Below are 23422 nucleotides of genomic sequence, written 5' to 3'. Positions count from 1 at the left end.
ATCATAGGCGATTGAAGCCATTAAATTTTGCTCAATTTTTACATTTTCATTTTTTCCACTCCCGAACAGTTTACCTTTTGCACGAGTTGGTCGATCGCACTTTTCGTCACCGGATGCACCAAATCCGGGGCTATTTCTGCTAAAGGTACTAATACAAAAGCTCTTTCGGTCATCCGGGGATGAGGTAAAGTCAGTGTCGGCGTTTCTAAGATTAAATCATCATACAGCAGCAAATCGAGGTCGAGGGTTCTGGGCCCCCATTTTTCGCGGCGAATCCGATTAAATTTTATTTCAATTTCTAATAAAGCTGCTAGCAATTGTTTCGGTTCTAGGGCAACTTCTAGGATGGCACAGGCGTTGATGTAATCGGGTTGGGGAGGCCCGACGGGGGCGGTTTTATACCAGCTAGAATGGGATTTTACGGTGATTTCTGGGGTGTTGTTGAGAGTGGCGATCGCGCTTTTGAGTGTGGCGAGGGAGTCGCCTAAGTTGCTACCGAGGGCGATCGCGCATTTTGTTAATTTCATAAAGAAGGAAGAGGGAAGAAGGAAGAAGGAAGAGGGAAGAAGGAAGAGGGAAGAAGGAAGAAGGAAGAGGGAAGAAGGAAGAGGGAAGAGGGAAGCCGTGACACGAATTTTGACACGGATACACGGATTAATTCATGACACAAAATATTATTTTAATCTAAGGTTAACTGTCTGTTAATTTTTATTGACTATCATTGACAAGTGTTAGTATTTAGTTGCAAAAACAATGAATTTTTACCTGCGCTTATTATCTGCCGTCATATTGGCAAATCTCAGTTTAATAGCAAGTATATCGATAGGTTTGGCTGAAACCAAAGAAGGCTATGTTACCTTAGATTCGGACGGCAGTCAATCTTTTGCAAGTTTAATGCAGCAGGCGGAAGATTTAGCGAAAGAGTCGATCGCCCGCGAGTTTCAAGAAAATCCCGAATTAACAGTAGTTACGGTGATAATTACAGCCACTCGCAGCCGGCAGTTAGTTCCGGTTTTGCGATCGAGAGTATCCCGCCGCGACTGGCAAAAAGATGCGAGAATCGAACAGTGGACTAGATATTTTGCGGATGCTAAATTGCTGCTGGGATTCAGAGACAGCAATATTTTGCCCGCAAATTCAGGGTCTTCGCAAGCGATGAATGTACCTGCGCCCAGTCGATCGGCATCCAGACAAAACGATCCGGGTTTTCGAGATGATTGAAATCGGGCATCGGGCATCGGGCATTGGGCGGAGCGAAGCGGAGGGATTGGGAATTGGTAGCCAACAACAAATAACAAACAACAAACAACTAATAACCAATTATTAACCCAAATATAATTCCACTTTAATTAACCTTCAGGTTAACTCCCCTTAATTTAACAGTGATAGAGTTTCATACGGAATCATCTGATTAGGGAAGTTGGGTTGAAAAGGAATTTATGTCTAAAATAACTCGCCGACAACTGTTAATTTTCTTTGGCAGCAGTGCAGCTACCACTGTGCTTGCCCCTCAACTAACTCAAACACTCTTCGGCATCAATTCCACCTCGGCGGAATCTATTGTAGGGCCGCTATCTTTCACTCCGTTAAGACTTCCTCACCCGCTGCCAGTTTATCAAGAATTGTCGAGCTTTATGCCGATCGCCCCAAACGGACAGGGAACAGTGATGGCGGCCTCGCAGAATACTCGATTAACCAGCTACAGCGTGGTTGACGATGTGGTTGTGCCGCCGGAATACGAACGGTACGTGATTCTCCGCTGGGGCGATCGAGTTTTCCCCGATCCGGCAGACTATTTCGGCTACAACAACGACTACACCGGCTTTGTAGGGATTCGCGGCAGCAGTGACGACGGCTATCTCTGGGTTAACCACGAGTACGTATCTTTCCCGATGTCGAAAATCGCGCCGGAGGCCCCGTCAGATGTGGCATCTTTTCCTGCGACCGATCGCGCCGTCCTCGGTATAGACTTATCCGTAAAAAATCAGGCTACCCTCGGCGAATTCCTGTACAACCTCGGCGGATCGATCGTCCGCATTACCAAACAAGCTGACGGACGGTTTAGGGCGATCGCCCGCGACTCCCTCAACCGACGCATTCACGGACTTTCCGGCCTCGGCATCAACAGCCAGCGTACCGACAAATACAAAGATGTCACCTCCTGGGGAACCAGACAAGGCGATAACGAGTACCTCACGGGCACGGGCCCCGCAGCCACCCAAGTCTTCGCCCAAGTCAACAGCGACGGGCTGGGAAACCGCATCATCGGTACAGCCTACAACTGTTCCGGCGGCACAACCCCTTGGGGCACAATCCTCTCCGCCGAAGAAAACTTCCAAGGTAGCGAACTATTCTTCGTCGGAGTTCAAGAAAACATCAAACCCAACGGCGGCCAAACCGGCTACGCCAAGGGCACTACCGGCGAGGAATTCGGCTTAGTCGGCGAAAAATACGGCTGGATGGTAGAAGTCGATCCCCAAGATCCGAGTTTCCGCCCCCGCAAACACACCGCTTTAGGCCGTTTCCGCCACGAAAACGTCGCGATTCGCGCCGCAGCGGGACGCAAGTTAGTAGTGTACATGGGGGACGATCGGCGCGGCGGACACACCTGGAAATTTGTCAGCAGCGGTACTGTCAGCAATCCCGCAGATAAAACCAACAGCCGCTTGTTTGAAGACGGCACTTTGTACGTTGCCCAATACAACCGCAACGGTGCGGGAAGATGGCTGCCGTTGGCATTAAATAGCCCGACGAATCCAGTCAGTCCTTCTAAAGTTGGCGAAGCGGAATTAGCAACTTTTGGCAAAGCTCAAAGAGATGCAAATACTCGCTTCCCCAAACGCAGCGGAATTGCCGGTCAAACCGAGGACGGCGGTTCTTTTGTAGTAGATACAACTAATGAAGCAACAGCACTTCCCGGCTACAGAAATAAAACTCTGGCTAATTTCTACAGCAGCCAAGGCGCAGTTTTAGTTGATGCTTTTCATGCTGCTAATTTGATTGGTGGCACTCCGACAGCGCGGCCTGAAGATTTGGAAGTTAATCCTACTACTAAGGAAGTTTTCATTTCTTATACTGACGGCGCACCTGGTAGCGATGGTTATCCAGATTCTCGCATTTTTACTGTTGCTAAATACGGTAGCGGAGTCAATAGCACCCAGCAGTCGGGAGGAATTTACAAAATAATTGAAGATAGTTCCGACGGCGCGGGTTCGACATTCCGCTGGCAGCGTTTTGTTCAAGGTGGAGAAGCGGGTTCAGTCTCTGGGGCGGGCTTTGCTAGTGTAGATAATTTAGTTTTTGACACTCAAGGTAATATTTGGGGTGTCACTGATATGTCTACTCCCACGCACAATGGTTTTGACGTAGGGAGTGTGGGAAAGGCAACGGCGATCGACCACAAAAAGACAGGAAATGTCTCGGATTTTACTGGTGTTTTCGGCAATAATTGGCTGTTTTATATTCCGACTTCCGGCCCGAATGCGGGAACAGTCATTCCGTTTGCTCAAGGGCCGAATCGGTGCGAAATGACCGGGCCGACTTTTGTGGGAGATACGCTGTTGCTTTCGGTGCAGCATCCTGGGGAAGATTGCCCGATCGATGATGGTACTGTACTGAGTCGGCAAATTGAAATGTTGGATTTGAACGGTGCTGTTTTTAATCAGACTCGCAGTGTTTCTCGCGGCAGTTTGTGGCCGAGTAATATCTCGAATGATTCGCGCAGATCGCCGATGCCGTCGGTGATTGGGATTCGCCGCGTGCGATCGACAACAACGGGTCAGTTCGTTTAGAGCGCTTAGTTATTAGTCATTAGTCATTAGTCATCGCTAGGGTGTGCACTGCGAGCCTTACGCCTTGATTGATGACTGATGGTTTTTGAGTTTTATCTTAAGTATTTTTACTGAAAAATATGACTATTATGACGGCAAATAATGATAAATAAGACCTTAAGTTTTAGGTAAAAACTTTTTAGTAAGGCTAAGCTGGAGCTCATAGGACAAATTAGCCCTTATCAAAAAAATGCTTTATTCATTTTTGTCCAAGTCTCAAGTCAAAGTCCGCGTTTTAAAACAGTTTGCAGCCGCTGTTTCGGCGTCTTTAGCTCTTAGTGCAACAACCAGTTTGAAACCCTCGCCGGTATTAGCAGCTAGCAATATCCCCCTCGCAAATCAAACCTCGACTCAGTTAGTCGCAAAACCTGATTCTAGCTTGCAGTTAGGGCAGTTACGCAGCACTGTTCCCGTGCAGACAATGCAGCTCGATCCGGGCGGATTTATCCCGATCGCGATCGGCGGTATGATAATTATTCTCGTGCTGCCGCTATTTTTTGGCGGATTGGTAGTAATTGGCGATCGTGAAGTTGGCATTGTCAGTAAAAAGTTTAGCTTCGGCGGCAAGTCTTTGCCCCCAGGAGATTTAATTGCCTTAAACGGAGAAGCTGGATATCAAGCTGATACTTTGCCTCCCGGTTGGCACTGGGGTTATTGGCCTTTGCAGTACAACGTTCGCAAAGAATCTCTGACGATAGTTCCCCAAGGCGAAATTGGTTTAGTTATCGCAGCAGGCGGCGAGTCGAATCCGCCGCAGCGCATTCTCGGCAAAATCACAGAATGCGACAATTTTCAAGATGCTCGCAAATTCCTTAAAGAAGGCGGGGAAAAAGGCAGGCAACTAGGCATTTTGACTGGCGGTAGCTATCGAATTAACACGGCATTGTTTACCATAATTACAGCAGCAAATGCTGCCAAACACGGGATGACAGCAGAACAGTTGAAGCTGTACACAATTGCCCCAGATAAAGTGGGAATTGTCACAACTTATGACGGCGTTCCGATTCAAGATGGCGAAATTGCCGGCCCGATTATTCCGAATCACGACAACTTCCAAAACGCGCAAAAATTTATCACAGCCGGCGGGCGGCGCGGTTTGCAGGAACAGGTTTTGCTTTCTGGTTCGTGGAACTTAAATCCTTGGTTTGTGGGGGTTGACCAAGTGCCGATGACGGAAATCCCGATCGGCTATGTCGGCGCGGTGATTTCTTATGTCGGCAAAACCTCGGAAGATGTGAGCGGCGCTGCTTTCACTCATGGAAATTTAGTAAATGTCGGGAATAAAGGGGTGTGGGTGACTCCTCTTTATCCGGGGAAACATCCGCTGAATACTCGCATTTTGAAAGTAGAGTTAGTGCCGACTACTAATATAGTATTGAACTGGTCTGGAAAAACAGAACGGCACAGTTACGATTCTAAACTTTCGTCTTTAACCGTTCGTTCTCAAGACGGTTTTGCCTTTGATTTAGAAGTAGCTCAAATTATTCATGTTGGAGCTTTGGATGCTCCGAAAGTCATCTCTCGCGTCGGTTCGATGCAGAATTTAGTAGACCACGTTTTGCAGCCGACAATTGGCAATTATTTCCGCAATTCAGCTCAAGCTTATTCTGTATTAGATTTTCTCTCGGCAAGAAGCGGCAGGCAAGCGGAAGCCGCAGAGTATATCAAAGCAGCTTTGCGTACCTACGACGTGCAAGCAATTGATACTTTGATCGGGGATATTTTGCCGCCGGCAGAGTTGATGCAAACTCAAACCGATCGCAAAATTGCCGAGGAACAGTGCAAGACTTATGAGGTGCAGCAAGTAGCACAAACTCAGCGGCAACAATTGGTGCGAGAAACGGCGCTGGCCGAGATTCAACAAGAGATGGTAAAATCGGAACAAGGCGTCAAAATTTCTGAGTTAAAAGCGAATTCTCAGGTAAAACAAGCTCAAGGCGAAGCTGAGTCGATTCGGGTGAAGGGAAATGCTCAAGCTGAAGCTTATCGCGCGGGTGTTGTAGCTTTGGGAGGTTCTGGTTATACGGCTTTGCAGTTAATGCAAATTATCGGCGATCGCAACGTGCGAGTTGTGCCGGATGTGGCGGTAACAGGCAACGGTAGCGGCGGCGGTTTGGTGGATGGTTTGTTGGGTATGATGATGTGGAATCAAACTAGCAAAAATGGAGGCAATGGCGGGGAATTGCCAGTAGTTAAGTTGGAAAAATCGCAGCCTGTTGCTGTAGAAAATTTTCCTGATTTACCAGTAGCTAAACTCCATTCAAGCAACCAAGCAACAAGTAGCGAAGCCTGATATCAAATCCGGTAGCATCGGAATGATTCAGATATATATTCTCTCCCTCTGTGTACTCTGTGTTCTATGTGGTTAAATCATTCCGATACCAGCGGAAACGATATGAGACTTTCCATGAGACTGAGATTGATTCGCTGTTTGATGAATTGCCATTTGACGACAAATATTTTAGTTAGGTTGTGTAGTTTGTAGTGAGAATGATCGTCCTCTATGAAAGCTGTTAGTCAATCAAGACGAAATTTCTTACTACAAACAACCTTTATGCAGTGGAAAGAAAACAGCAGGCGAGACGCTGAAAAACTCTGCAAGTTTTTGTATGTGTTCGGCGGTAAGTTGACGCTTTTCATGGAGGATATCTGAGACAATAGACTCGGTTTTAAAAATAGGAACTAGGTCTTTTTGTCTGAGTTCAAATTCTTTTATTAAAACCTTTAATAGTTCTATGCCGTAAATGTCAGGTATGGGTTCTAAAGTTTGCTCATACTCATAGACCAGGGTTCCTAGTACGTTTAGATAGTCGCGTTCGTCTGGAGTCAGTTCGCCTTTATCCAACAGAGAGTCGATCGCTTTTTGAGTTACAATTAATTCCTCTTCGGCAGTTATGGGTCGGGGAGGAAATATTTTGAGTAGTTCGATATAAGCGCTAGAATTTTTCATGTGAGTATGCAAGATTAAGAAAGTATAACACGATCGTTAGACATCTCCAGAAAAGCCCGTAAAGGGCAAACAGGATACCTAACCCCTACTCCCGACAATAATTATTCGAGATGTCTATTCATACCACGGGTCTTTTTTCCATTTATCTGCGTCGTATTCTTCATGTGTAAGTACAGCTCTAATAAAAACTTTTTTAGGTTTAAATTCATAATCTATGAAAGTAATCAGTCTGTAATTATTACCTCTGATGTTAAAGACAGTAAAGTTGCCAACTCGATCGGCAGAGGAAAAAACTGATTTCACTTCAGCTAGATTTGACCACTCGGCTATTGTCGTAATTTTATACCAATAGCGCAGGCTTGTTTCGGCATCAGGATGCTTTTCCCAAAATTTCCTGAGCGTTGATTGAGAGATAACGTGCATACAGTTCCGGGATAACAAATTTATGCATCGATTAGATTCCCGCTAGAATCGTTTTAATGTTATCTTAGCAAATTGCGAAGTGTCTTGTTAACTTCGATTCGCAGTACAATCGATCGATATTGCATCTGAGGAATCTCCCCATGTCAGACCAGTTTTCCACTGAAATTAGCGATCGCATCTGCACTCACATGAACGAAGACCACGCTAGCGCCGTAGTCCTGTACGCTCAAGCCTACGGCGACAAGCCAGAGGCCACATCCGCTCAAATGCTCGCTATCGATGCCGACGGCATGGATTTAACCGCTGAAGTAAATGGCGAAACAGTGCCTGTCAGAGTCAAGTTCGATCGCACTTTAATCGACGCCGAAGATGCCCACCACACTCTGATCGATCTGGTGAAACAAGCCCGAAAAGTTGCTAAGTAGCCAAATTATCCCTATTCTGTTATAATTTCAAGGTTCGTTCGTAGTACGGACTTTAGTCAGTTTAAATTCTTTTGAAGGACTAAAGTCCTCACTACAAACCTTTAGTCCGATATAATTTGAAGGTTCGTTGGTAGTACGGACTTTAGTTAGTTTTAATCATTTTGAATAACTAAAGTTTTCACTAAAAACAAAATATTTAGTCGAGTTAATTTTACATCTAAAATATCAAATAAGATGACAGTAGATCGCCCACAATTTCGAGAATTAGATGCCGTAAATCTCAGTAAAAATAATCCTTTCGATTCACTGGTAAAGCGACTGGATTTGATGATTCGCGCCCGCTATTCGCTGCTGTACATTGTCGGCGCAGAGGAGGAACCCGTCGAAGCTGTAATTGCCCAAGTAGCGCTGCAAGTAACTCCCGCGCGCCGAGTATTGTTCTGGGATATCGTGCGCGGCTGGGAAGATAACGGTTCTGCAAAAGGCTCAGTAATGGCGGCGCTCGATCGCATCGGCAAGACTGCTGTAGAAGAATATACCATATTTGTACTGCGGGATTTGCACCCAATTTTGAGAGCGCCCTACACCGAAAAAAATGCTCCAGTAGTGCGGGAATTGCGTAATTTAACCAGGGAATTGAAGCGCAGCAAAAAAACAATCGTCCTCACTTCTCACGCCCTCGAATTGCCAGAAGAATTGAAAGAAGAAGCCACAGTAATTGATTTCCCCTTGCCCAACATCCAAGAAATCGATAGTTTGATTTCCCGCATTGTAGAAAAACCGGAACAGTTGCAAGTTAGCGGTTTAGCAAAGGAACAATTAGTTAAAGCTTGTCAAGGTTTGAGCCGCGCTCGGATCGGGCGGGTTTTAGCTAAAGCTTTGGCGGCCAAACAACAAATTAATGAGTCAGATATTGATGGAGTTTTGGAAGAGAAACAGCAAGCAATTCGCAAAACAGGAATTTTGGAGTTTTTCAATTCGCGAGAATCTCTCAAAAGTGTCGGCGGATTGGAGAATTTGAAGCAGTGGGTAAAGATGCGGCAAGATGCTTTTACTGACGAGGCGCGCCGCTACGGTATACCCAATCCTAAAGGCGTTTTGTTAGTAGGAATTCAAGGAACGGGCAAATCTTTATCGGCGAAAACTATTGCTGCTGAATGGCGTTTGCCGCTGCTGCGTTTGGATACTGGCAGATTGTTCGGCGGCGTGGTCGGGGAAAGCGAAAGCCGCGTTCGACAAATGATACAATTGGCAGAGGCGATCGCCCCTTGCGTCTTGTGGATCGATGAAATAGATAAAGCCTTCGGCAACATTATCAGCGGCGGTGACGGCGATTCGGGAACTTCGCGCCGGGTATTCGGCAGTTTGATTACTTGGATGCAGGAAAAAACCAGCCCGGTGTTTATTGTCGCAACTGCAAATAACGTGCGGATTTTGCCGGCGGAGTTGCTGAGAAAGGGCAGGTTTGATGAGATTTTCTTTTTGAATTTGCCCTCAGAATCGGAACGGCAAGATATTTTTAAGGTGCATTTGCAGCGTTTGCGGCCGACTAGATTGCGCGACTTTGATTTGGAGATTTTGGCGAAGTGCGCTAAGGATTTTAGCGGTGCGGAAATCGAGCAAGTTGTAATTGATGGATTGTACCGGGCTTTTGGCACTTTTGTGAACGGGCAGCGCCGAGATTTGACGACGGAGGATGTTTTGAGGTCGATCGAGGATACAGTACCATTAGCTGCGATCGCGCGATCGCAAATTGAAGATTTGAAGCGGTGGGCGGCCGAAGCGGGTGCGAGAACAGCTTCTAACGATACTCGATTGATTGATGAATTGAAGCGCTACAGCAGGCCGCTGGGAGGAGATGCGATCGACAATTAACCAAATTTCGGTTCGCAGTCAGCAATGCAAGTCCCTAATTCTAAGGACTGAAGTCCTCACTACGAACCTAATCTAAAAATATCCGCAAAAATCGCATTTTCCCCAACCATTCTACTCGCAGCCGGCGAATCGTAAACCACTAACAACGAATTCTCCTCCCCCAAATAGGGAAACAAACTCAACCCCTCAGCATTGTCCGTACCAACCTGAAAAGGCAAGTCAAATAAAACCTCCAAATCTCCCCCACCTTGCCCAGTAATACTGTCGCCCGAGCGCCCTAAAATCCCCTTTAACCGAAAAACCCTCATCTCTCCAGATAAAGTCATCGTCGGCCCGGCTAAAACAATCAAATCTTCCCCGTTCCAGCACAATTCTCGCACGCCCAAACCGTTCAGATCGACAAAATGTTTGTTGTACAATTTCCCTCCTTCCCCAATCGCCTTAAGCCTTAAAACTCCCGGTTCTGCCTCTTCAACTTCTATCTCTAAAATTATCGCCCAACCCCGCAGCACCGGGCCCCGCAAACCGAGAAAAATGCTCTCCCCCCGCACCGCCAACCCCTCAATATCGAAGCCATTTTCTTTGCTCGGAATTGGCACAGAAAAATAAAAGCCGAGATGTTTGTCATCTTGCAGCGCATCTGTCAGCAGATTGCCCGTTTCTGTCCGCTGAAGGCATCCCGCCGTTAATTGAATTTGGGGATTTTCAGGATGGGAAATTGACTTGTACAAAATCCCGTTTTTTACAGGAACTTTGGCTAGCAAATAGCGGTTGAGTTCTGTCTCTATTGTGGCTAATCTTTCGATATCGTCTTCGCAATCTTTACCTTTAGGTTTTTTGCGTTTTGTGCTGTGAGAACCGACCAGCCAAAGGCAATTGCTGCTGAAATCAATTCCTTCAATATCGATTTCGTCGTCTCCCGATAAATCGATAAAATCCGCGACCGCAAATTTTTGATGTTCTCCAAAAATATGAGGCCCGACAGGCGACAAACATTCCAGCGAAGTCCCCTCATCGGAACCCAGCCACAAATGGCCGTCGGGAGTGAAAGCCACAGCCGATAAGTCTGTAATAATCTCGCTCGCTTCGCTGTTGAATTGCAGCAGCAGCCGACCGAGCCAAAAGGATTCTGACATAATTATTAGCACCAAAACTATTCTTATAGTAAGTGATTATAGCTAAAATTGCTTGAAACTGATATCCAGTCAGAGCTGCAATAGTCCGCCAGGGAATTAATTCCCCGTATCAAAGGTAAAATCGGTTTTAACCGACTGAAAACTTATATTTAAAACTTAAATAAATATAATGTTATGTCCTCAGAGAGATGACTTCCGTTCTTTCGGCGATTGTCAATCCCTGGCAGCCCTGCAGCCCTAACCGCAGCCGGCGGTGATGATTCAGCAAACCGAACCTCTACAGACGGATAACACCCTAATTGAAACATTAACATTTGAGTTACATTTCGTTACTATAAGGAAACAGAGAAAAAACTTTTCGCCCATAATATCAGAGGTAGCCAATTATGAACGGTACATTTCGCGTCGGCAACCTGTTTGGAATTCCCTTTTATGTCAACGTATCTTGGTTTCTAGTTCTGGGTTTAGTAACTTGGCAATACGGCGGCGCACTAGCTAACCTGTTTCCTGCATTAGGCCCCGTAGCGCCCTGGATGCTGGGATTGTTCACAGCCCTGCTGTTATTTGCTTCCGTTTTAGCCCACGAATTAGGACACAGTTGGGTGGCCATCAAACAGGGAATTGGCGTGAAATCGATTTCGCTATTTCTGTTTGGCGGGCTGGCTAATTTGGAAAGAGAATCAAAAACCCCAGCCGAAGCATTTTGGGTCGCCATTGCAGGCCCGTTAGTTAGCTTATTGTTGTCGGGTTTGTTAACTGCGATCGGCATCGGTGCTGGTCTCACAGGCCCCGCAGCCGCCATCGTCGGACTTTTAGCTTCCATCAACTTAGTTTTGGCTTTATTTAACTTAATTCCCGGTTTGCCCCTCGACGGCGGCAACATCCTCAAAGCGATCGTCTGGAAGATTACCGGCAACCCTTACAAAGGCGTAATTTTTGCTAGCCGCGTCGGTCAAATCATTGGTTGGATTGCCATTGCTACAGGCCTTTTCGGCGGCCAGATCTGGAATATAGTAATCGGTTGGTTCTTGTTGCAAAATGCTGGTCAATCCGCACAATATGGCACAGTCCAAAATCAACTCGCAGGGCTGACAGCCGCAGATGCTGTTACCGCGCAAAGCCCGATCGTCCCCGAAAACTTATCGCTCAGAGAATTTGCCAACAACTACGTGATCGGTAACACTCAAAACTGGCGTCGATTCCTAGTTACCGACGATGCGGGACAATTGGTAGGGGCGATCGACCTTGACGACCTCAAAACCATCCCCACCGGTACCTGGCCCCAAGTTTTGGTCAAAGAACTCGTGAAGCCGATCGAATTTTCCACCACCGTCAAACCAGAATTATCCCTCCTCGAAGTCGTCACTCTCCTAGAACAACTTAAAGTACAAGAACTCCCCGTGATTCGCGAAAACGGAGTTCTCGTGGGACTTGTAGAAAAAGCAGAAATTGCCCGCCTACTACAAAAACGAGCTCAAGCAGACCCTGCTTGATACCCTCAGATACTTGACAAATAATAGTTAACCCCCTCGATTGCTTTTACCAAAAGGGCGATCGGGGGGGTTAACTGTAGCTTCACAAAATTCAACTCAAACCTTAAATTATTAGCGACAAATCAACAATGATAATTATCATATAGCAATCCTAAATGATTCACTCGTTCTACTCGTTACCAGGCTCTGCCTGGTAACGCAGATCCGGAGGCTCTGCCTCCATTGTCGCAGGAGGCTCTTCAAAAGTGACATCGATTCCTAGGCTCTTAGCCTCTTAACCAGTTATTGAAAATGATTTAGGATTGCTATAGTCTTTTAATCAACTGAGCGAGGACGTTAGGCCATCTCAGGACTTTTTCTCTCAATCGGAAACACTACGGTTCACTCAGGATCGAAAACTTAATAACTTAAACACCTCCTACAGTCTTCTCTCCTGTAAGTTGCCTTCCTTAAAGGAGACTCTTCCTCGCCTATCTGCATTACCAGGCAGAGCCTGGTAACTAGCAATCGCTTAAACAGTCAACAGTCAACAATCAACAGTCAACAGTCAGTAGGGGCGGTGGATGGTGCGTGCCCGCCCTCTTAACTACAGTTGAATTGATGCAATTAAATCGAGGATTTCTTGATAATCAAAATTATCTAAATGATTCATCAAAATTTCGGCAAAAAGCTCGTTTTCGCTGCGGATTTCCTCAATTGTTGTAGCAATAAAATCGAAGTCAGCCTCACGGACTGCTTGTTGAAGTTGGCTCATCCATTCTGGAGAAACTTGCGGTTTCGAGTTAAGCGTAAATATTTTATGAGTATCCAATATTTCTTGTTTTAGGATAGTTGAAGTCTCTGAAATATTATTTATATCAACAGGGGAAATTGCTGTAACGACTGGAATATCAAACTTAAAAACTGTACCGCATCCCACTTCGCTTTCGGCGGTAATTTCGCCACCCATTAATTTTATGAACTCGCGGCTGATGCTTAATCCTAAACCCATACCTTTTTGAAGTGTCTTCCCCGATGAACTTTGCATGAATAATTCAAATATACTATCTAATTCTTCCGGGTCGATGCCAACTCCTGTATCGGTAATTTCAAAGCAAATAAAAACTTTTGATAAGCTTTCAAATGATTTAACAAAATCTTCTTTTACAGACCTTGTTCTTCCTTCTTGCTTCGCTCGGACGGTGACTGATACTGAGCCGTTTTGAGTAAATTTCACTGCATTGTCTAAGATATTAATCAGCACTTCCCGCAACTTAATGTCATCTGTTTCTATGTATTGAGGGACATCCGAGGAGCAGTCAATAATTAATTTTATTTTTTTATTGAGTGCCGGAATTTGGAACATATTCTGCACGTCGCTCAGCAAGCGGTACAAGTCAAAGCATTTGGGGTAGATTGTCATGCGCCCCGCTTCAATTTTAGATAAGGCTAAGACTCTATCTATCAGTTGAAGCAGGTGTTCTCCGCTGCGGCGAATAATTTTGATATTTTCTTTTTCCGTGAAAGTTAAATTAGGGCTGGGTTCTATTAATTGAGCGAAGCCGAGAATGGCATTGAGGGGGGTTCGCAATTCGTGGCTCATGTTGGCGAGAAAGATGCTTTTAGTTTTGTTTCCAGCTTCTGCTGCTAATGCGGCTTCTTTGAGTTGTTGTTCTGCTTGTTTGCGATCGCTAATATCGAGTATTATGCCGTGCCAGACGATATCTCCATTTTCGCGCAATTCCGGCCGAGAATGAGCTTGCAGCCATTTGAGCTTTCCCGATGCTGTGACAATCCGCCACTCGCGGGCAAATGGTTCGAGATTTACAGCACTTCTGACAATGGCCTCGAAGTAGCTGGGGCGATCGTCCGGGTGCATTTGTTCGTAGAGTAAAGCAAAGTTGTTCTGGATTTCCTCCGGCTCTAATTCTTGAATTTCTCGGCACATAGGACTGATATATTCCATCTTGACAGAGCCGTCGGGATGCTGTACGAATATGTAAAGTTCTCCGGGCACCGTGATTGCTAATTTGTGAAATAGAGCTTCACTTTTTTGCAATGCTATTTGTGCTTGTTTGCGATCGCCAATATCAATCCCAAACCCAAACAAAAAGTCAAAATTGCCATTTTCATCCAAAACGGGCGTACCGTACCACTCGACTAACAAAGTATCACCGCACTTAGTGATAATCCGGTGCTCGTTAACCGTTTGCTCCCTCGTTGTGACGCGCTCAAAAATCGAGTGCAATCCGGCTCGATCGCCCTCCGGTACAAATTTAGCTAAATAATCTTGGCCGATAACTTCAGCAGCAGTATAGCCCACAGATTCCAACATACATTCATTGGCCAGCAGGATTTTACCCTCCGAATCGATCGCCACAAAGAAGATCGGAGAATTTTCGATAATCTTTAAATTAAAGTCCCGCTCTTGGTGGATAATTTTTTCAGCTTGCTGGCGCTCCTCAATTTCGAGCTGCAAGCGGGCATTACTTTGAGCTAGTTCCAGAGTGCGCGAGGTTACTTCCGTTTCCAGGGTACGGTTGTAGTCTGCCAATATTTGCTCTGCTTGTTTGCGCGCCGTGATATCTTGAAAAACAATCAGTACGTAAATCACATTCCCCTCAGCATCAAACATTGGCTGCGATCGCACTTGCAAGGGAATAACTTTCCCATTCCGGCGAAGATCCATATCTTCAAGGAACGTTTCTTTGCCCATCACGGCGCGTTCAAAGGGCGAATCTTCGATCGGGTACAGCCTGTCTGTTCCCGATATATAAAGTTGATAAGTTTCGGAAAGTTCTTCAGGGGTGGTATTTGCCACCGCCCCTTTACCCGTAATTTCTCCTCCCATCGAATTCATAAAAATACTGCTACCAGCCGGAGTCAGAGCTATCACCCCAACCGGCAAGCTTTCTAACAACTTGGCAAATTTTTCCTCGCTTTGGGCCAAAGCTTGAAAAGACTTTTTCAATTGAGCCGCCATTTCGTTAAAAGACTGTGCTAAGGAGCCGATTTCATCAAGCTTGCTGATAGCAACAGTGCGATCGAATTCTCCTTGGGCGATATCTTTAGCTGCTTGGTTGAGCCGCAGCAGGGGCAGCGTCACCCACCGGGCATTGAGCGCTCCGACAATGGTCGATAGCAGCAGCGCCGCGGCACAAAGTAAAATGGTAGTGCGGGTATTTTTGTTAATTTGCCCCATGAAATCCGATGCGGGAACTGCGATCGCGATCAGCCAGTTCAAACCGTTACTATCCGAAAACGGCAGCACTTCCACAAAATATTCTGCCCCATCTCGGCTGAATTTCAGTTGTTGTCGCTGCTGAATGTTACTAAAGCCGCCAAACTTTTCGTACAAATACTTAGCTGCGGTGCGAATGACAAAAGTTTCACTGTCTAAAACATTTAGACGCTCAGGTTCCTGCTTTCCCGACATCTTTCTAAAGGATGATTCTTGACTCGAACTGGCCACCAGCAAGCCCGATCGTTCGATCGCAAAAATTTCTCCAGTTTTGCTAACCTTGAGGCGATGGAGATATTGCTGAAGCTCCCAGAGGGACAAATCTACCGCACAAACTCCCAGCAATTCACCATTGCGATCGCGAATCGGTTGGCTCGCAGCAATAAACACAGTCCCCGGAGTAAAACCCCGATAAATGCTCGTCCAAATCGGTTTGTTAGCTGCGACAGCTTCTTTGTACCAGGGGCGCGATCGGGCATCGTAGGTTCCCGGTTCTGCTTTTAATTTGGCGGTGCGAGTACCTTTTTTGTCTGTTGCGTAGTAGATATTCTGATATTTAGTAGACTTGTTAGCTGCGACAATTTGCAAGCTGTTGTCCTTCGGGTTGCGTTTAATGCCGAGATATTCTCCTGTTTTTTGAGAACCGAGGGAAATCCATTGAATGCTTTTAAACGATCGCATTTGCTGCCAGAGGAACTTCTCTCCTCCCGGCTGGGCTTGTCCTAACTCTAAGTTTAATTCGGCGCGCTCGATCGCTGAGGCATTAAGTTGATTTACCCAGTGGGTATTTTCCACAACAGCAGTCAGTTGTTCTTCAACTCTATTCCCCGTCTGGGCGATCGATTTCAGAGCGACTTCTTCGACTGCTCTTTCTCCATTGCGAAAGGAAAGATACCCGACAATCCCTACGGCTGCGACGATTTGCACCACAAAAGAGCCTACTAGAACGCAACGCAGGGGTATTTTTGTTGGCTGTGACAAAGTTTTGCTCGCGACTCGGGGCAACGGCATAGGCTGGTGTCTAATTGCTCTCTAACACTTTAACTGTTCCAGCCCGTAATTTCAGTGTGTTTTGGAGACACCACCCAAAAACCAAGTTTCTACATCAATATATCAACGGAGCAGCAACAATTTTCCCATAAACAAGGTTTTTTGGTTTTTATTTCTATCACTTGCGGGTGATGGATTGTCTCAAGTTACATTCTTTTTTTTAGTTCGATCGCGCCTTGCGGTTCAAAAACCCGGTTTCTCGATCGCTTGTTGACTGTTGTGCAACATATCAACCTTAGCTACTTCTTCTTTCTCGCAGGATTTCCGGCTTGGCATTTGTAGTGCGATTACCTGAACCGACTTGAGCTGCATCAATATTCTATCTGTTAACCGCAGATTTCCAGCAGATGCAACACTGATGAACGCAGATACATTCAACAATTGAAAGCGATTGAGTCGAACTCAAGTTTCAGCAAAAAAATGTTTTTTACAGAGCCGGAGATGCTTTCTCTACCTCTTTCCCTGTTTTTTCTTACTTTTCTCTGCTTCACGCTTGACCTCTCTTTAACGCGCGGAAAATCCCTCGCTTGTCCAAACGGATATAGCGAGGGGTGAGAATAGGTATTCTCAGAAAATATCAAGTAGTGGCAGTGGCTTTTGTCGAGCCATTGCCATCTATAGAAGCCATACTGTTGTGAGCGCACAGAAAGATTTCAGAGCTAACTCTCTGCTTGCACTCAATGCTTGAAATCAAACCAATCAGTTCAAGCAAGAAGTTAAAGCAAGTCCTAAAGACTTAGGCTACTTCTTCGCGATCGATTTGGCGCAGGTGAATGTGCTTGCGTCCCAAAGAGATTTCAAATTCATCTCCTGCCTTCAGTTCCATTTGTTTGGTGTAGGCGGCTCCAATCAGTAAATTGCCGTTAGATTGAACGCTAATCCGATAGCTGGCAGAGCGTCCGCCGCGTCCGTTACCGTTTTGCTTCCCGTCTAACTGAATGCCTTCTGCATCAATCAGTGCATTCAGGAATTTCATCATGTTGACCCGTTCTACGCCATTCTTGGTAACGGTGTAGTAGCCACAGGCTCTAGCTTTTTCTTCCTTGGTGAGGTTCTCTAGCTCTTTGACCTTTTGGATCAGGTCTTCTCCTTCAAGGGGTTCGATATTTTTCTTTTTAGCCATCTACTGAGTCCTGAAATATTCAACTGGTGTACGGAATTTTTCTCGGTTGATTTTTGGTTTGACCAAGAAACTTTAGCTTTATAGCCGATCGTAAAACCATCTTACACCGATCGGCTCAATTGTTAACCACTATTGTCTAAATATTTTTAACAAGGTGCAGTCTTTCTTGAGAAGTAGCAGCCGGTGCAAGCAATCTCTAAACTCGGTAGCATAAGCTATCAGCTATCAGCTAGCTAAATATTTGCCCCCAATTTTAAAATCCCATGAAGTTAACCACACGCGGACACTACAGTGTCAAAGCATTACTGGATCTAAGTTTGCAACCTCGGTTCGGCCCGACATCGGTAAAATCGATCGCGAACCGACAGGAGTTACCGGCTCCGTATCTCGAAAAATTATTGATTGAAATGCGACGAGCCGGTTTAGTCCAATCAGTTCGGGGTTCCCAGGGAGGATATCAATTAGCCCGCGAGCCGGCTCAAATTTCTTTAGGACAAATCTTAGAGGCGGTAGGCGAAACTATTGAACCTTTACCTCGACATTCTCCCGACGCGACGCAAGCAGAGGATTGGGTAACATTCAGTTTGTGGAACCGATTGCACAAAAAACTTGCCGAAGCGCTATACACTATTTCCCTCGAAGACTTATACTATGATGTCCGCAGTTGGCAAGCTGCTCTGGGAGAAGAAACTAGCTTTATCATTTAGATGGTAAGTTGATTTATTCGATCGCCCGAAAACATGGACACAACACTTGTTACCTACTCCGGCGGCTGTCATTGCGGTGCTGTCCGCTTCACAGTCGCGGTTGACAAACACGAAGCATCTGACTGCAACTGCTCTATCTGTAAAAAGAAAGGATTTTTGCACCTAATTGTGCCGCCGGAACGTTTTACGTTGCTGTGCGGCGAAGATGTTTTGACAACTTATACGTTTAATACAGGAACTGCCAAACATACTTTCTGCCGGATTTGTGGGATTCACTCGTTCTATCGTCCCCGATCGCATCCCGATCAATTCGATGTCAACGTCCGCTGTCTTGACTCCGATGCCGTTTCCCAATTTCAGATTCTACCCTTTGATGGTGTTAATTGGGAGCAGAACGTACACAAGCTTGGCGACGAAAGTAATCTCAGCACTGAAAATCTGGGATAAAAAATCCAATTCGGCTGTTGGTAACAGCAGCTAAAACCAGCCCGATCGAACGATCGCTCGCTGGCAGGACAGACTATCAAGTTTGACACAATATATAATGATGCCGGATCAATTTGCTGTTTTGATTTTAGCTGCGGTATTGGATTATTCGATCGGCGATCCTTGGGGTTGGCCGCATCCCGTACAGGCGATGGGTTGGGCGATCGACCGCTATACTCGAATTGTCTTTAGTATCTGGAATAATCCCGCAGACAAAATGGCTCCTGCGGGCGATCGTCCGGCCGGTGAGCTGCACAAACTGCTGCTGCGATGTGCTGGTACAATACTAGCGATCGGGCTGATTCTAGGCAGTTATACTGTCAGTTGGTCGATCGTCCTTGCTGCTAGTTGGGTACACCCTCTTTTAAGTATTGCCCTGCAGACCATTTTGCTCGCAAGCTGTTTTGCCGGTCGCAGTTTGAGGGCGGCGGCTCAAGATGTGCTAGCACCTTTAACTGTTGCAGATTTAGTCAAGGCGCGGGAACGGTTGAGTCTTTACGTCGGCCGGGATACTGAAAACTTATCCGAGCCAGAAATTCTGCGAGCATTGTTAGAAACTGTAACAGAGAATGCAGTCGATGGCGTGAGTGCCCCGCTATTTTATGCCCTAGTTGGGTTCGCTCTGCCAGATTTATTATTAACTGTTACCAATTTGCCGATCGATCCTAACTCGATGCTCGCCAGCGCGATCGTTCCCTGTGCGATCGCTTACAAAGCAGCCAGCACATTAGATTCAACCGTCGGCTACAAAGAACAGCCATACACTAATTTAGGATGGTTTAGTGCCAAACTAGAAGACATCCTCACCTGGTTTCCTTGCCGGCTAACAGTGATTACTTTAGCCCTGATCTCTGGTAAACCGATCTACGTATGGCAGATTTGTCAGAGAGATGCTGTTAAAGATGTCAGTCCCAATTCCGGTTGGAGCGAGTGCGCCTACGCAGCCATCTTGGGAGTACAACTAGGAGGTATAAATTCCTATCGGGGAGTTATCAAACACAAACCGCTGTTAGGCGAGCCTATTCGCGCGATCGCCCCAGAACAAATTTATCAAGCTTTGCAATTAACTCGCTATTGCTTTTTGACTTGGTTGGGACTATCATGGCTGGTTTATACTTTATGGTCTTTTGTCCCCTAACTGCTGACTTTACTGGGCGACAGATACCAGCCACCAGATTCATCAGTGAAGTCAATCTCAAACTTTTAGGGCCAAGTCGAAATATCTAAAATTATTCAATTATTCAATTGTTCGATGGGCCAACAGCCAACAATTAGATCCCAGTCAAATAATGACTAAAATTATCAAAATTTTATCGCCGGATGAAGTGAGGCGCACTCTCACCCGCGTCGCTTCCGAGATTGTCGAAAAATCTGGGGCTCCGTCGGAGTTAGTGCTGTTGGGGATTTATACTAGAGGAGTGCCGCTAGCTCAAATGTTGGCAGATCAAATTGAAGTCCTCGAACAAGTAAAAGTACCGGTGGGCGCTTTGGATATTACCTTTTACCGAGATGATTTGGATCGAGTTGCGATGCGGACACCGGCTAAAACAGAAATTCCTTTCGATTTGACGGGGAAAATCGTTGTGTTGGTAGATGACGTCATATATAAAGGTAGAACAATTCGAGCGGCTTTGAATGCGGTAAATGATTACGGAAGGCCGGAAAAAATTTGGTTGGCGGTATTAGTCGATAGAGGCCACAGAGAAGTACCGATTCAGCCAGATTTTACGGGTAAAAAGTTGCCGACTGCAAAGGAAGAACAAGTTAAGGTTTACGCTCAAGAGTACGATGGGCGCTACGGGGTGGAATTGATTAAGGGTTGATATAGCCTTTCGAGCTCTCATAGGAGGTACTATTGGGCATTGGGCATTGGGCGGAGCGATTGGGCATTGGGCATTGGGCATCGGGCATCGGGCATCGGGCATCGGGCATCGGGCATAGGGCATAGGGCATACCTCACGACGCTTGACAACCGCTATAAGTTGAACTTGCGAGTCGATCGACTTGGGTGTCTGGTTCGCGATCGATTTCAGAAGAGTGAAACTGGGTTTCTCCCTCCCTCACCCTCAAAAACTGGGTTGGTAGGTATATTTCTCGTTACTTAACGCCAAAATTCCCATAAACCCGGTTTCTCGCCCCCCATGCGTCGCAGAAAGAAGCTTGGTTGCGACGGGCGCTGAGCGTCCTAATGTATTTAAAATCGGCAGTGCAGGAGTTGAACCTGCCTGGGGCGAATTATGAGTTCGCTGCCTAAACCGCTCGGCCAACTGCCGTTAAATTGATTTGTTCAATCTATCTAACTTAAGAAGTAACTATAACATAATTTCTCAGTTCGTGCTAGAACTAGAGAACAAAAATCAAAATCTTTAGATCTGTTGAGTCCCCGATCGCCCGAAACGCACCTGCGCTATCCGGCTCGACCGGACAAAGCAGTTTCTACGACTAGGCATAAAATTACAGGCAATGGCAGTGAATTCAACAGTAGTGCTGACTCTAATTCTGCTAACTCTTATGTTTGGAGCAGGTGTGACGAGTTCTGTTTTGGGATTTACTACAGGTCGCGAAGCCTTGAAAGGAACGACTCAACCTGATGTTCGCCCCAGCAACTATGCAGGCACCGGCAAGCAGGGAACTGTGGCTAGCAAAGAGCAAGTGAGTATTTTGAAAGAAACAGACATTCTTAAAACCGTCAAAGCGCGGATAGAAGGTCGCGATCCTGACAAAACGACCGGAGCAAATACTAAAACAGACAAGACAAGCTCTAAACCAGCCACAGCCAAAAAGCCCGCCGAACCAAAGGCCAGCGCCAAATTTCCCCTGAACAGTCGCGACGGGGGAATAACCCTAGAAGTGAGCGCGGCCAGTCAGCGCGGCAACTCCATGCTGCTAGACGTGAGCATGAAAAACGAAGGTTCCCAATCTGTGAGGTTTCTCTACAGTTTCTTGAACGTCACGGACGATCGCGGCCGGGCCCTTTCGGCGACTGCTGAGGATTTGCCGTCGGAACTGCCCCCCAACGGGCAGGTGTATTACGGTACGGTGAGTATTCCCACCGCTTTACTGGAAAATGCTAAACAAGTTTCGCTGACGCTGACAGATTATCCAGGTCAAAAACTTCAGTTGCAAATAGCTGGGATTCCAGTAGCGAAGTAAGACAAAAGGAGCAAACACTCCAGGGATTTTGAGGTTCGATCGATAAAGTTGTTCTAGGGAGCATTGTGTCACTTTTAGGGGCGAGAGTGCAGGAGATAGCTGATTTACCCGCGATGACTCCGACAGAAGTGCTGTCGCGGTTGCTGGCAGTGCTGCTGCTGATTGCGATCAACGCTTTTTTTGTGGCGGCTGAGTTTTCGATGGTGACGGTACGCCGATCGCGCATCAATCAGTTAGCCGAGGCTGGCGACATTGCAGCTTTAACTGTTCAATCTTTGCAGAAAAGTATCGAGCGATTGCTCTCAACAATGCAGTTGGGAATCACTCTTTCTAGTTTAGCTCTCGGCTGGATTGGGGAAGATACGATCGCCGTGCTAGTCCGAATGTCGATCGCCAGTTTGCCGCTGCCACTTTATATCAAATCGGCGCTGGCCCATTCTTTCGGAATATCAATAGTAACTTTTTTCCTGCTAGCTTACCTGCAAATCGTACTCGGCGAACTTTTCCCCAAATCTGTAGCCCTACTTTATTCCGAACAGCTAGCCAGAAGTTTCGGGCCTCCGAGTTTATTGATTTCCCGGCTGTTCAATCCCTTTGTGTCGTTTCTCAATCAATCCACCCGATCGCTCTTGCGGTTTGCAGGAATCGAATACAACCTAAGACACCGGCCCGTTACTCCCGAAGAACTGCAATTAATTATAGCTACTTCCAGCGAATCAAGCGGCTTACTAGCAGAAGAGCGAGAATTGCTCAATAACGTGTTTGAATTTGGCGAAGTTTGGGTACAAGAAGTGATGGTGCCGAGGCCAAACATTATCGCACTTCCCAAGACGGCTACTTTTCAAACTTTGCTCGACGAAATGGCAATTTCCAACCATTCCTTTTATCCCGTGACGGGAGATTCTTTAGACGATATTATCGGCATTATTGGCTTCAAACAACTTGCAAAACCTCTAGCTGAAGGTTTGCTATCTCCCGACACAGAAATTGTAACTTGGATGAGTGCAGTGAGGTTTGTGCCGGAGATGATGCTGCTGGGAGAATTGCTGCCTTTGATGCAGCGTTCGTCGGAAGAAATTGCGATCGTAGTTGATGAATTTGGGGGCATTTCCGGGTTGGTCACGCTGAGGGATTTGATCGCCGAAATTATCGGCCGCACTTACCACTCGCCCGACAGTAAAGAAATTGCTTTGCAAGTATTGGACGATCGCACTTTTTTAGTACAAGCGCAGCTAAATGTAGATGATGTCAATCAAATATTGAATTTGGATTTGCCGATAGCTGAGGAATATCAAACAATCGGAGGTTTTTTGAGCTATCAGTTGCAAAGAATGCCGGCTGTTGGGGAAGTTTGGCGCGGCGACAATGCAGAAATTACGGTGGTTTCGGCGATCGGGCCGCGGTTGGAACAACTTCAAATTCATTTGCTGTCAGGGGCGGCGGGCGATCGAACTTTAAGTGAAATTGGACAGATAGATGGGGAAATTGTGGGAAAAAGTCGCAAGAATAGCGGGTTGAGAGATGTGGCGAGATTTTCTAGTTGAGAATCTT

20 protein-coding genes and 1 tRNA gene are annotated in these 23422 nt (G+C 46.3%); 13 read left to right on the top strand and 8 right to left on the bottom strand.

All coding sequences use genetic code 11. The features are described 5' to 3' along the window. Positions 1 to 38 precede the first annotated feature (38 nt). A complete protein-coding gene (folK, locus tag QUB13_RS02195; RefSeq protein ID WP_333378452.1) occupies positions 39 to 527 on the bottom strand; it encodes a 2-amino-4-hydroxy-6-hydroxymethyldihydropteridine diphosphokinase in 489 nt (162 codons plus the stop codon). Between the two features lie 226 nt (positions 528 to 753). On the opposite strand from folK, the gene QUB13_RS02190 reads away from it, so the two are divergent. The 3 genes from QUB13_RS02190 (at position 754) to QUB13_RS02180 (ending at position 6123) form a co-directional block, all read left to right on the top strand. Further along, a complete protein-coding gene (locus tag QUB13_RS02190) occupies positions 754 to 1221 on the top strand; it encodes a hypothetical protein (protein ID WP_333378449.1) in 468 nt (155 codons plus the stop codon). 218 nt (positions 1222 to 1439) lie between these two features. Continuing rightward, positions 1440 to 3791 (top strand): PhoX family protein, encoded by a 2352-nt coding sequence (locus QUB13_RS02185; protein ID WP_333378446.1) that lies wholly within the window; start codon positions 1440 to 1442, stop codon positions 3789 to 3791. Positions 3792 to 4020: 229 nt separating this feature from the next. Continuing rightward, complete coding sequence (locus QUB13_RS02180) at positions 4021 to 6123, top strand: SPFH domain-containing protein (protein WP_333378443.1); 2103 nt, start codon at positions 4021 to 4023, stop codon at positions 6121 to 6123. A gap of 246 nt (positions 6124 to 6369) precedes the next feature. Here the strand turns inward: QUB13_RS02180 and QUB13_RS02175 are convergent, their stop codons facing one another. Both QUB13_RS02175 and QUB13_RS02170 read right to left on the bottom strand, forming a co-directional pair. Continuing rightward, on the bottom strand, positions 6370 to 6780 hold the full coding sequence (locus QUB13_RS02175; RefSeq protein ID WP_333378440.1) for a helix-turn-helix domain-containing protein: 411 nt from the start codon (positions 6778 to 6780) through the stop codon (positions 6370 to 6372). 114 nt (positions 6781 to 6894) lie between these two features. Next, positions 6895 to 7203 carry a type II toxin-antitoxin system HigB family toxin gene (locus QUB13_RS02170; RefSeq protein ID WP_333378437.1) on the bottom strand — a complete coding sequence of 103 codons (309 nt, stop codon included), beginning with the start codon at positions 7201 to 7203 and terminating at the stop codon, positions 6895 to 6897. A 140-nt stretch (positions 7204 to 7343) separates the two neighbouring features. Between QUB13_RS02170 and QUB13_RS02165 the strand changes: the two genes are divergently transcribed. Both QUB13_RS02165 and QUB13_RS02160 read left to right on the top strand, forming a co-directional pair. Beyond that, complete coding sequence (locus QUB13_RS02165; protein WP_333091332.1) at positions 7344 to 7628, top strand: DUF2470 domain-containing protein; 285 nt, start codon at positions 7344 to 7346, stop codon at positions 7626 to 7628. A gap of 234 nt (positions 7629 to 7862) precedes the next feature. Beyond that, positions 7863 to 9503 (top strand): AAA family ATPase, encoded by a 1641-nt coding sequence (locus tag QUB13_RS02160; protein ID WP_333378434.1) that lies wholly within the window; start codon positions 7863 to 7865, stop codon positions 9501 to 9503. A gap of 59 nt (positions 9504 to 9562) precedes the next feature. Here QUB13_RS02160 and QUB13_RS02155 read toward each other — a convergent pair whose 3' ends face one another. After that, positions 9563 to 10639 carry a DUF3616 domain-containing protein gene (locus QUB13_RS02155; RefSeq protein ID WP_333378432.1) on the bottom strand — a complete coding sequence of 359 codons (1077 nt, stop codon included), beginning with the start codon at positions 10637 to 10639 and terminating at the stop codon, positions 9563 to 9565. 386 nt (positions 10640 to 11025) lie between these two features. Here QUB13_RS02155 and QUB13_RS02150 point away from each other — a divergent pair, with 386 nt between their 5' ends. Then, on the top strand, positions 11026 to 12132 hold the full coding sequence (locus QUB13_RS02150; RefSeq protein ID WP_333378428.1) for a site-2 protease family protein: 1107 nt from the start codon (positions 11026 to 11028) through the stop codon (positions 12130 to 12132). A gap of 586 nt (positions 12133 to 12718) precedes the next feature. Here QUB13_RS02150 and QUB13_RS02145 read toward each other — a convergent pair. The 3 genes from QUB13_RS02145 to QUB13_RS02135 all read right to left on the bottom strand — a co-directional run bounded on the left by QUB13_RS02145 (position 12719) and on the right by QUB13_RS02135 (position 17525). After that, positions 12719 to 16333: a PAS domain S-box protein gene (locus QUB13_RS02145; protein ID WP_333378425.1), complete on the bottom strand. Its 3615-nt coding sequence runs from the start codon at positions 16331 to 16333 to the stop codon at positions 12719 to 12721. A gap of 252 nt (positions 16334 to 16585) precedes the next feature. After that, the gene (locus QUB13_RS02140) at positions 16586 to 16714 is read right to left on the bottom strand and encodes a hypothetical protein (protein ID WP_333091326.1); all 129 of its coding nucleotides are present in this window, start codon (positions 16712 to 16714) and stop codon (positions 16586 to 16588) included. A 424-nt stretch (positions 16715 to 17138) separates the two neighbouring features. Then, on the bottom strand, positions 17139 to 17525 hold the full coding sequence (locus QUB13_RS02135; RefSeq protein ID WP_194011110.1) for an AbrB family transcriptional regulator: 387 nt from the start codon (positions 17523 to 17525) through the stop codon (positions 17139 to 17141). 263 nt (positions 17526 to 17788) lie between these two features. Between QUB13_RS02135 and QUB13_RS02130 the strand changes: the two genes are divergently transcribed. The 5 genes from QUB13_RS02130 (at position 17789) to QUB13_RS02110 (ending at position 20823) form a co-directional block, all read left to right on the top strand. Continuing rightward, entirely contained in the window at positions 17789 to 18232 is a 444-nt protein-coding gene (locus QUB13_RS02130) for an Rrf2 family transcriptional regulator (protein WP_194011111.1), read from the top strand. A gap of 33 nt (positions 18233 to 18265) precedes the next feature. After that, positions 18266 to 18679 carry a GFA family protein gene (locus QUB13_RS02125; protein WP_194011112.1) on the top strand — a complete coding sequence of 138 codons (414 nt, stop codon included), beginning with the start codon at positions 18266 to 18268 and terminating at the stop codon, positions 18677 to 18679. A gap of 97 nt (positions 18680 to 18776) precedes the next feature. Next, positions 18777 to 19856 carry an adenosylcobinamide-phosphate synthase CbiB gene (gene cbiB / locus QUB13_RS02120; protein WP_333378421.1) on the top strand — a complete coding sequence of 360 codons (1080 nt, stop codon included), beginning with the start codon at positions 18777 to 18779 and terminating at the stop codon, positions 19854 to 19856. A gap of 151 nt (positions 19857 to 20007) precedes the next feature. Next, positions 20008 to 20541: a bifunctional pyr operon transcriptional regulator/uracil phosphoribosyltransferase PyrR gene (gene pyrR, locus QUB13_RS02115; protein WP_194011114.1), complete on the top strand. Its 534-nt coding sequence runs from the start codon at positions 20008 to 20010 to the stop codon at positions 20539 to 20541. Positions 20542 to 20580: 39 nt separating this feature from the next. Further along, positions 20581 to 20823, top strand: a complete 243-nt coding sequence (locus QUB13_RS02110; RefSeq protein ID WP_333378417.1) for a hypothetical protein — start codon at positions 20581 to 20583, stop codon at positions 20821 to 20823. Positions 20824 to 20918: 95 nt separating this feature from the next. Here QUB13_RS02110 and QUB13_RS02105 read toward each other — a convergent pair. After that, positions 20919 to 20991, bottom strand: a tRNA-Ile gene (locus QUB13_RS02105). A 190-nt stretch (positions 20992 to 21181) separates the two neighbouring features. Between QUB13_RS02105 and QUB13_RS02100 the strand changes: the two genes are divergently transcribed. Further along, entirely contained in the window at positions 21182 to 21871 is a 690-nt protein-coding gene (locus QUB13_RS02100) for a hypothetical protein (protein WP_194067698.1), read from the top strand. 65 nt (positions 21872 to 21936) lie between these two features. Further along, entirely contained in the window at positions 21937 to 23415 is a 1479-nt protein-coding gene (locus QUB13_RS02095) for a hemolysin family protein (protein WP_333378414.1), read from the top strand. Positions 23416 to 23422 lie beyond the last annotated feature (7 nt).

This window comes from Microcoleus sp. B4-D4 (genome assembly GCF_036705185.1).
Classification (GTDB): domain Bacteria; phylum Cyanobacteriota; class Cyanobacteriia; order Cyanobacteriales; family Microcoleaceae; genus Microcoleus.
This window is presented reverse-complemented; position numbering and strand designations above follow the sequence as displayed.

Excerpts from the sequence above, each read along its gene's own strand:
- folK (WP_333378452.1), bottom strand. The coding sequence starts at position 527 with ATGAAATTAACAAAATGCGCGATCGCCCTCGGTAGCAACTTAGGCGAC.
- QUB13_RS02190 (WP_333378449.1), top strand. The coding sequence starts at position 754 with ATGAATTTTTACCTGCGCTTATTATCTGCCGTCATATTGGCAAATCTC.
- QUB13_RS02185 (WP_333378446.1), top strand. The coding sequence starts at position 1,440 with ATGTCTAAAATAACTCGCCGACAACTGTTAATTTTCTTTGGCAGCAGT.
- QUB13_RS02180 (WP_333378443.1), top strand. The coding sequence starts at position 4,021 with ATGCTTTATTCATTTTTGTCCAAGTCTCAAGTCAAAGTCCGCGTTTTA.
- QUB13_RS02175 (WP_333378440.1), bottom strand. The coding sequence starts at position 6,780 with ATGAAAAATTCTAGCGCTTATATCGAACTACTCAAAATATTTCCTCCC.
- QUB13_RS02170 (WP_333378437.1), bottom strand. The coding sequence starts at position 7,203 with ATGCACGTTATCTCTCAATCAACGCTCAGGAAATTTTGGGAAAAGCAT.
- QUB13_RS02165 (WP_333091332.1), top strand. The coding sequence starts at position 7,344 with ATGTCAGACCAGTTTTCCACTGAAATTAGCGATCGCATCTGCACTCAC.
- QUB13_RS02160 (WP_333378434.1), top strand. The coding sequence starts at position 7,863 with ATGACAGTAGATCGCCCACAATTTCGAGAATTAGATGCCGTAAATCTC.
- QUB13_RS02155 (WP_333378432.1), bottom strand. The coding sequence starts at position 10,639 with ATGTCAGAATCCTTTTGGCTCGGTCGGCTGCTGCTGCAATTCAACAGC.
- QUB13_RS02150 (WP_333378428.1), top strand. The coding sequence starts at position 11,026 with ATGAACGGTACATTTCGCGTCGGCAACCTGTTTGGAATTCCCTTTTAT.
- QUB13_RS02140 (WP_333091326.1), bottom strand. The coding sequence starts at position 16,714 with ATGCAGCTCAAGTCGGTTCAGGTAATCGCACTACAAATGCCAAGCCGG.
- QUB13_RS02135 (WP_194011110.1), bottom strand. The coding sequence starts at position 17,525 with ATGGCTAAAAAGAAAAATATCGAACCCCTTGAAGGAGAAGACCTGATC.
- QUB13_RS02130 (WP_194011111.1), top strand. The coding sequence starts at position 17,789 with ATGAAGTTAACCACACGCGGACACTACAGTGTCAAAGCATTACTGGAT.
- QUB13_RS02125 (WP_194011112.1), top strand. The coding sequence starts at position 18,266 with ATGGACACAACACTTGTTACCTACTCCGGCGGCTGTCATTGCGGTGCT.
- cbiB (WP_333378421.1), top strand. The coding sequence starts at position 18,777 with ATGATGCCGGATCAATTTGCTGTTTTGATTTTAGCTGCGGTATTGGAT.
- pyrR (WP_194011114.1), top strand. The coding sequence starts at position 20,008 with ATGACTAAAATTATCAAAATTTTATCGCCGGATGAAGTGAGGCGCACT.
- QUB13_RS02100 (WP_194067698.1), top strand. The coding sequence starts at position 21,182 with ATGGCAGTGAATTCAACAGTAGTGCTGACTCTAATTCTGCTAACTCTT.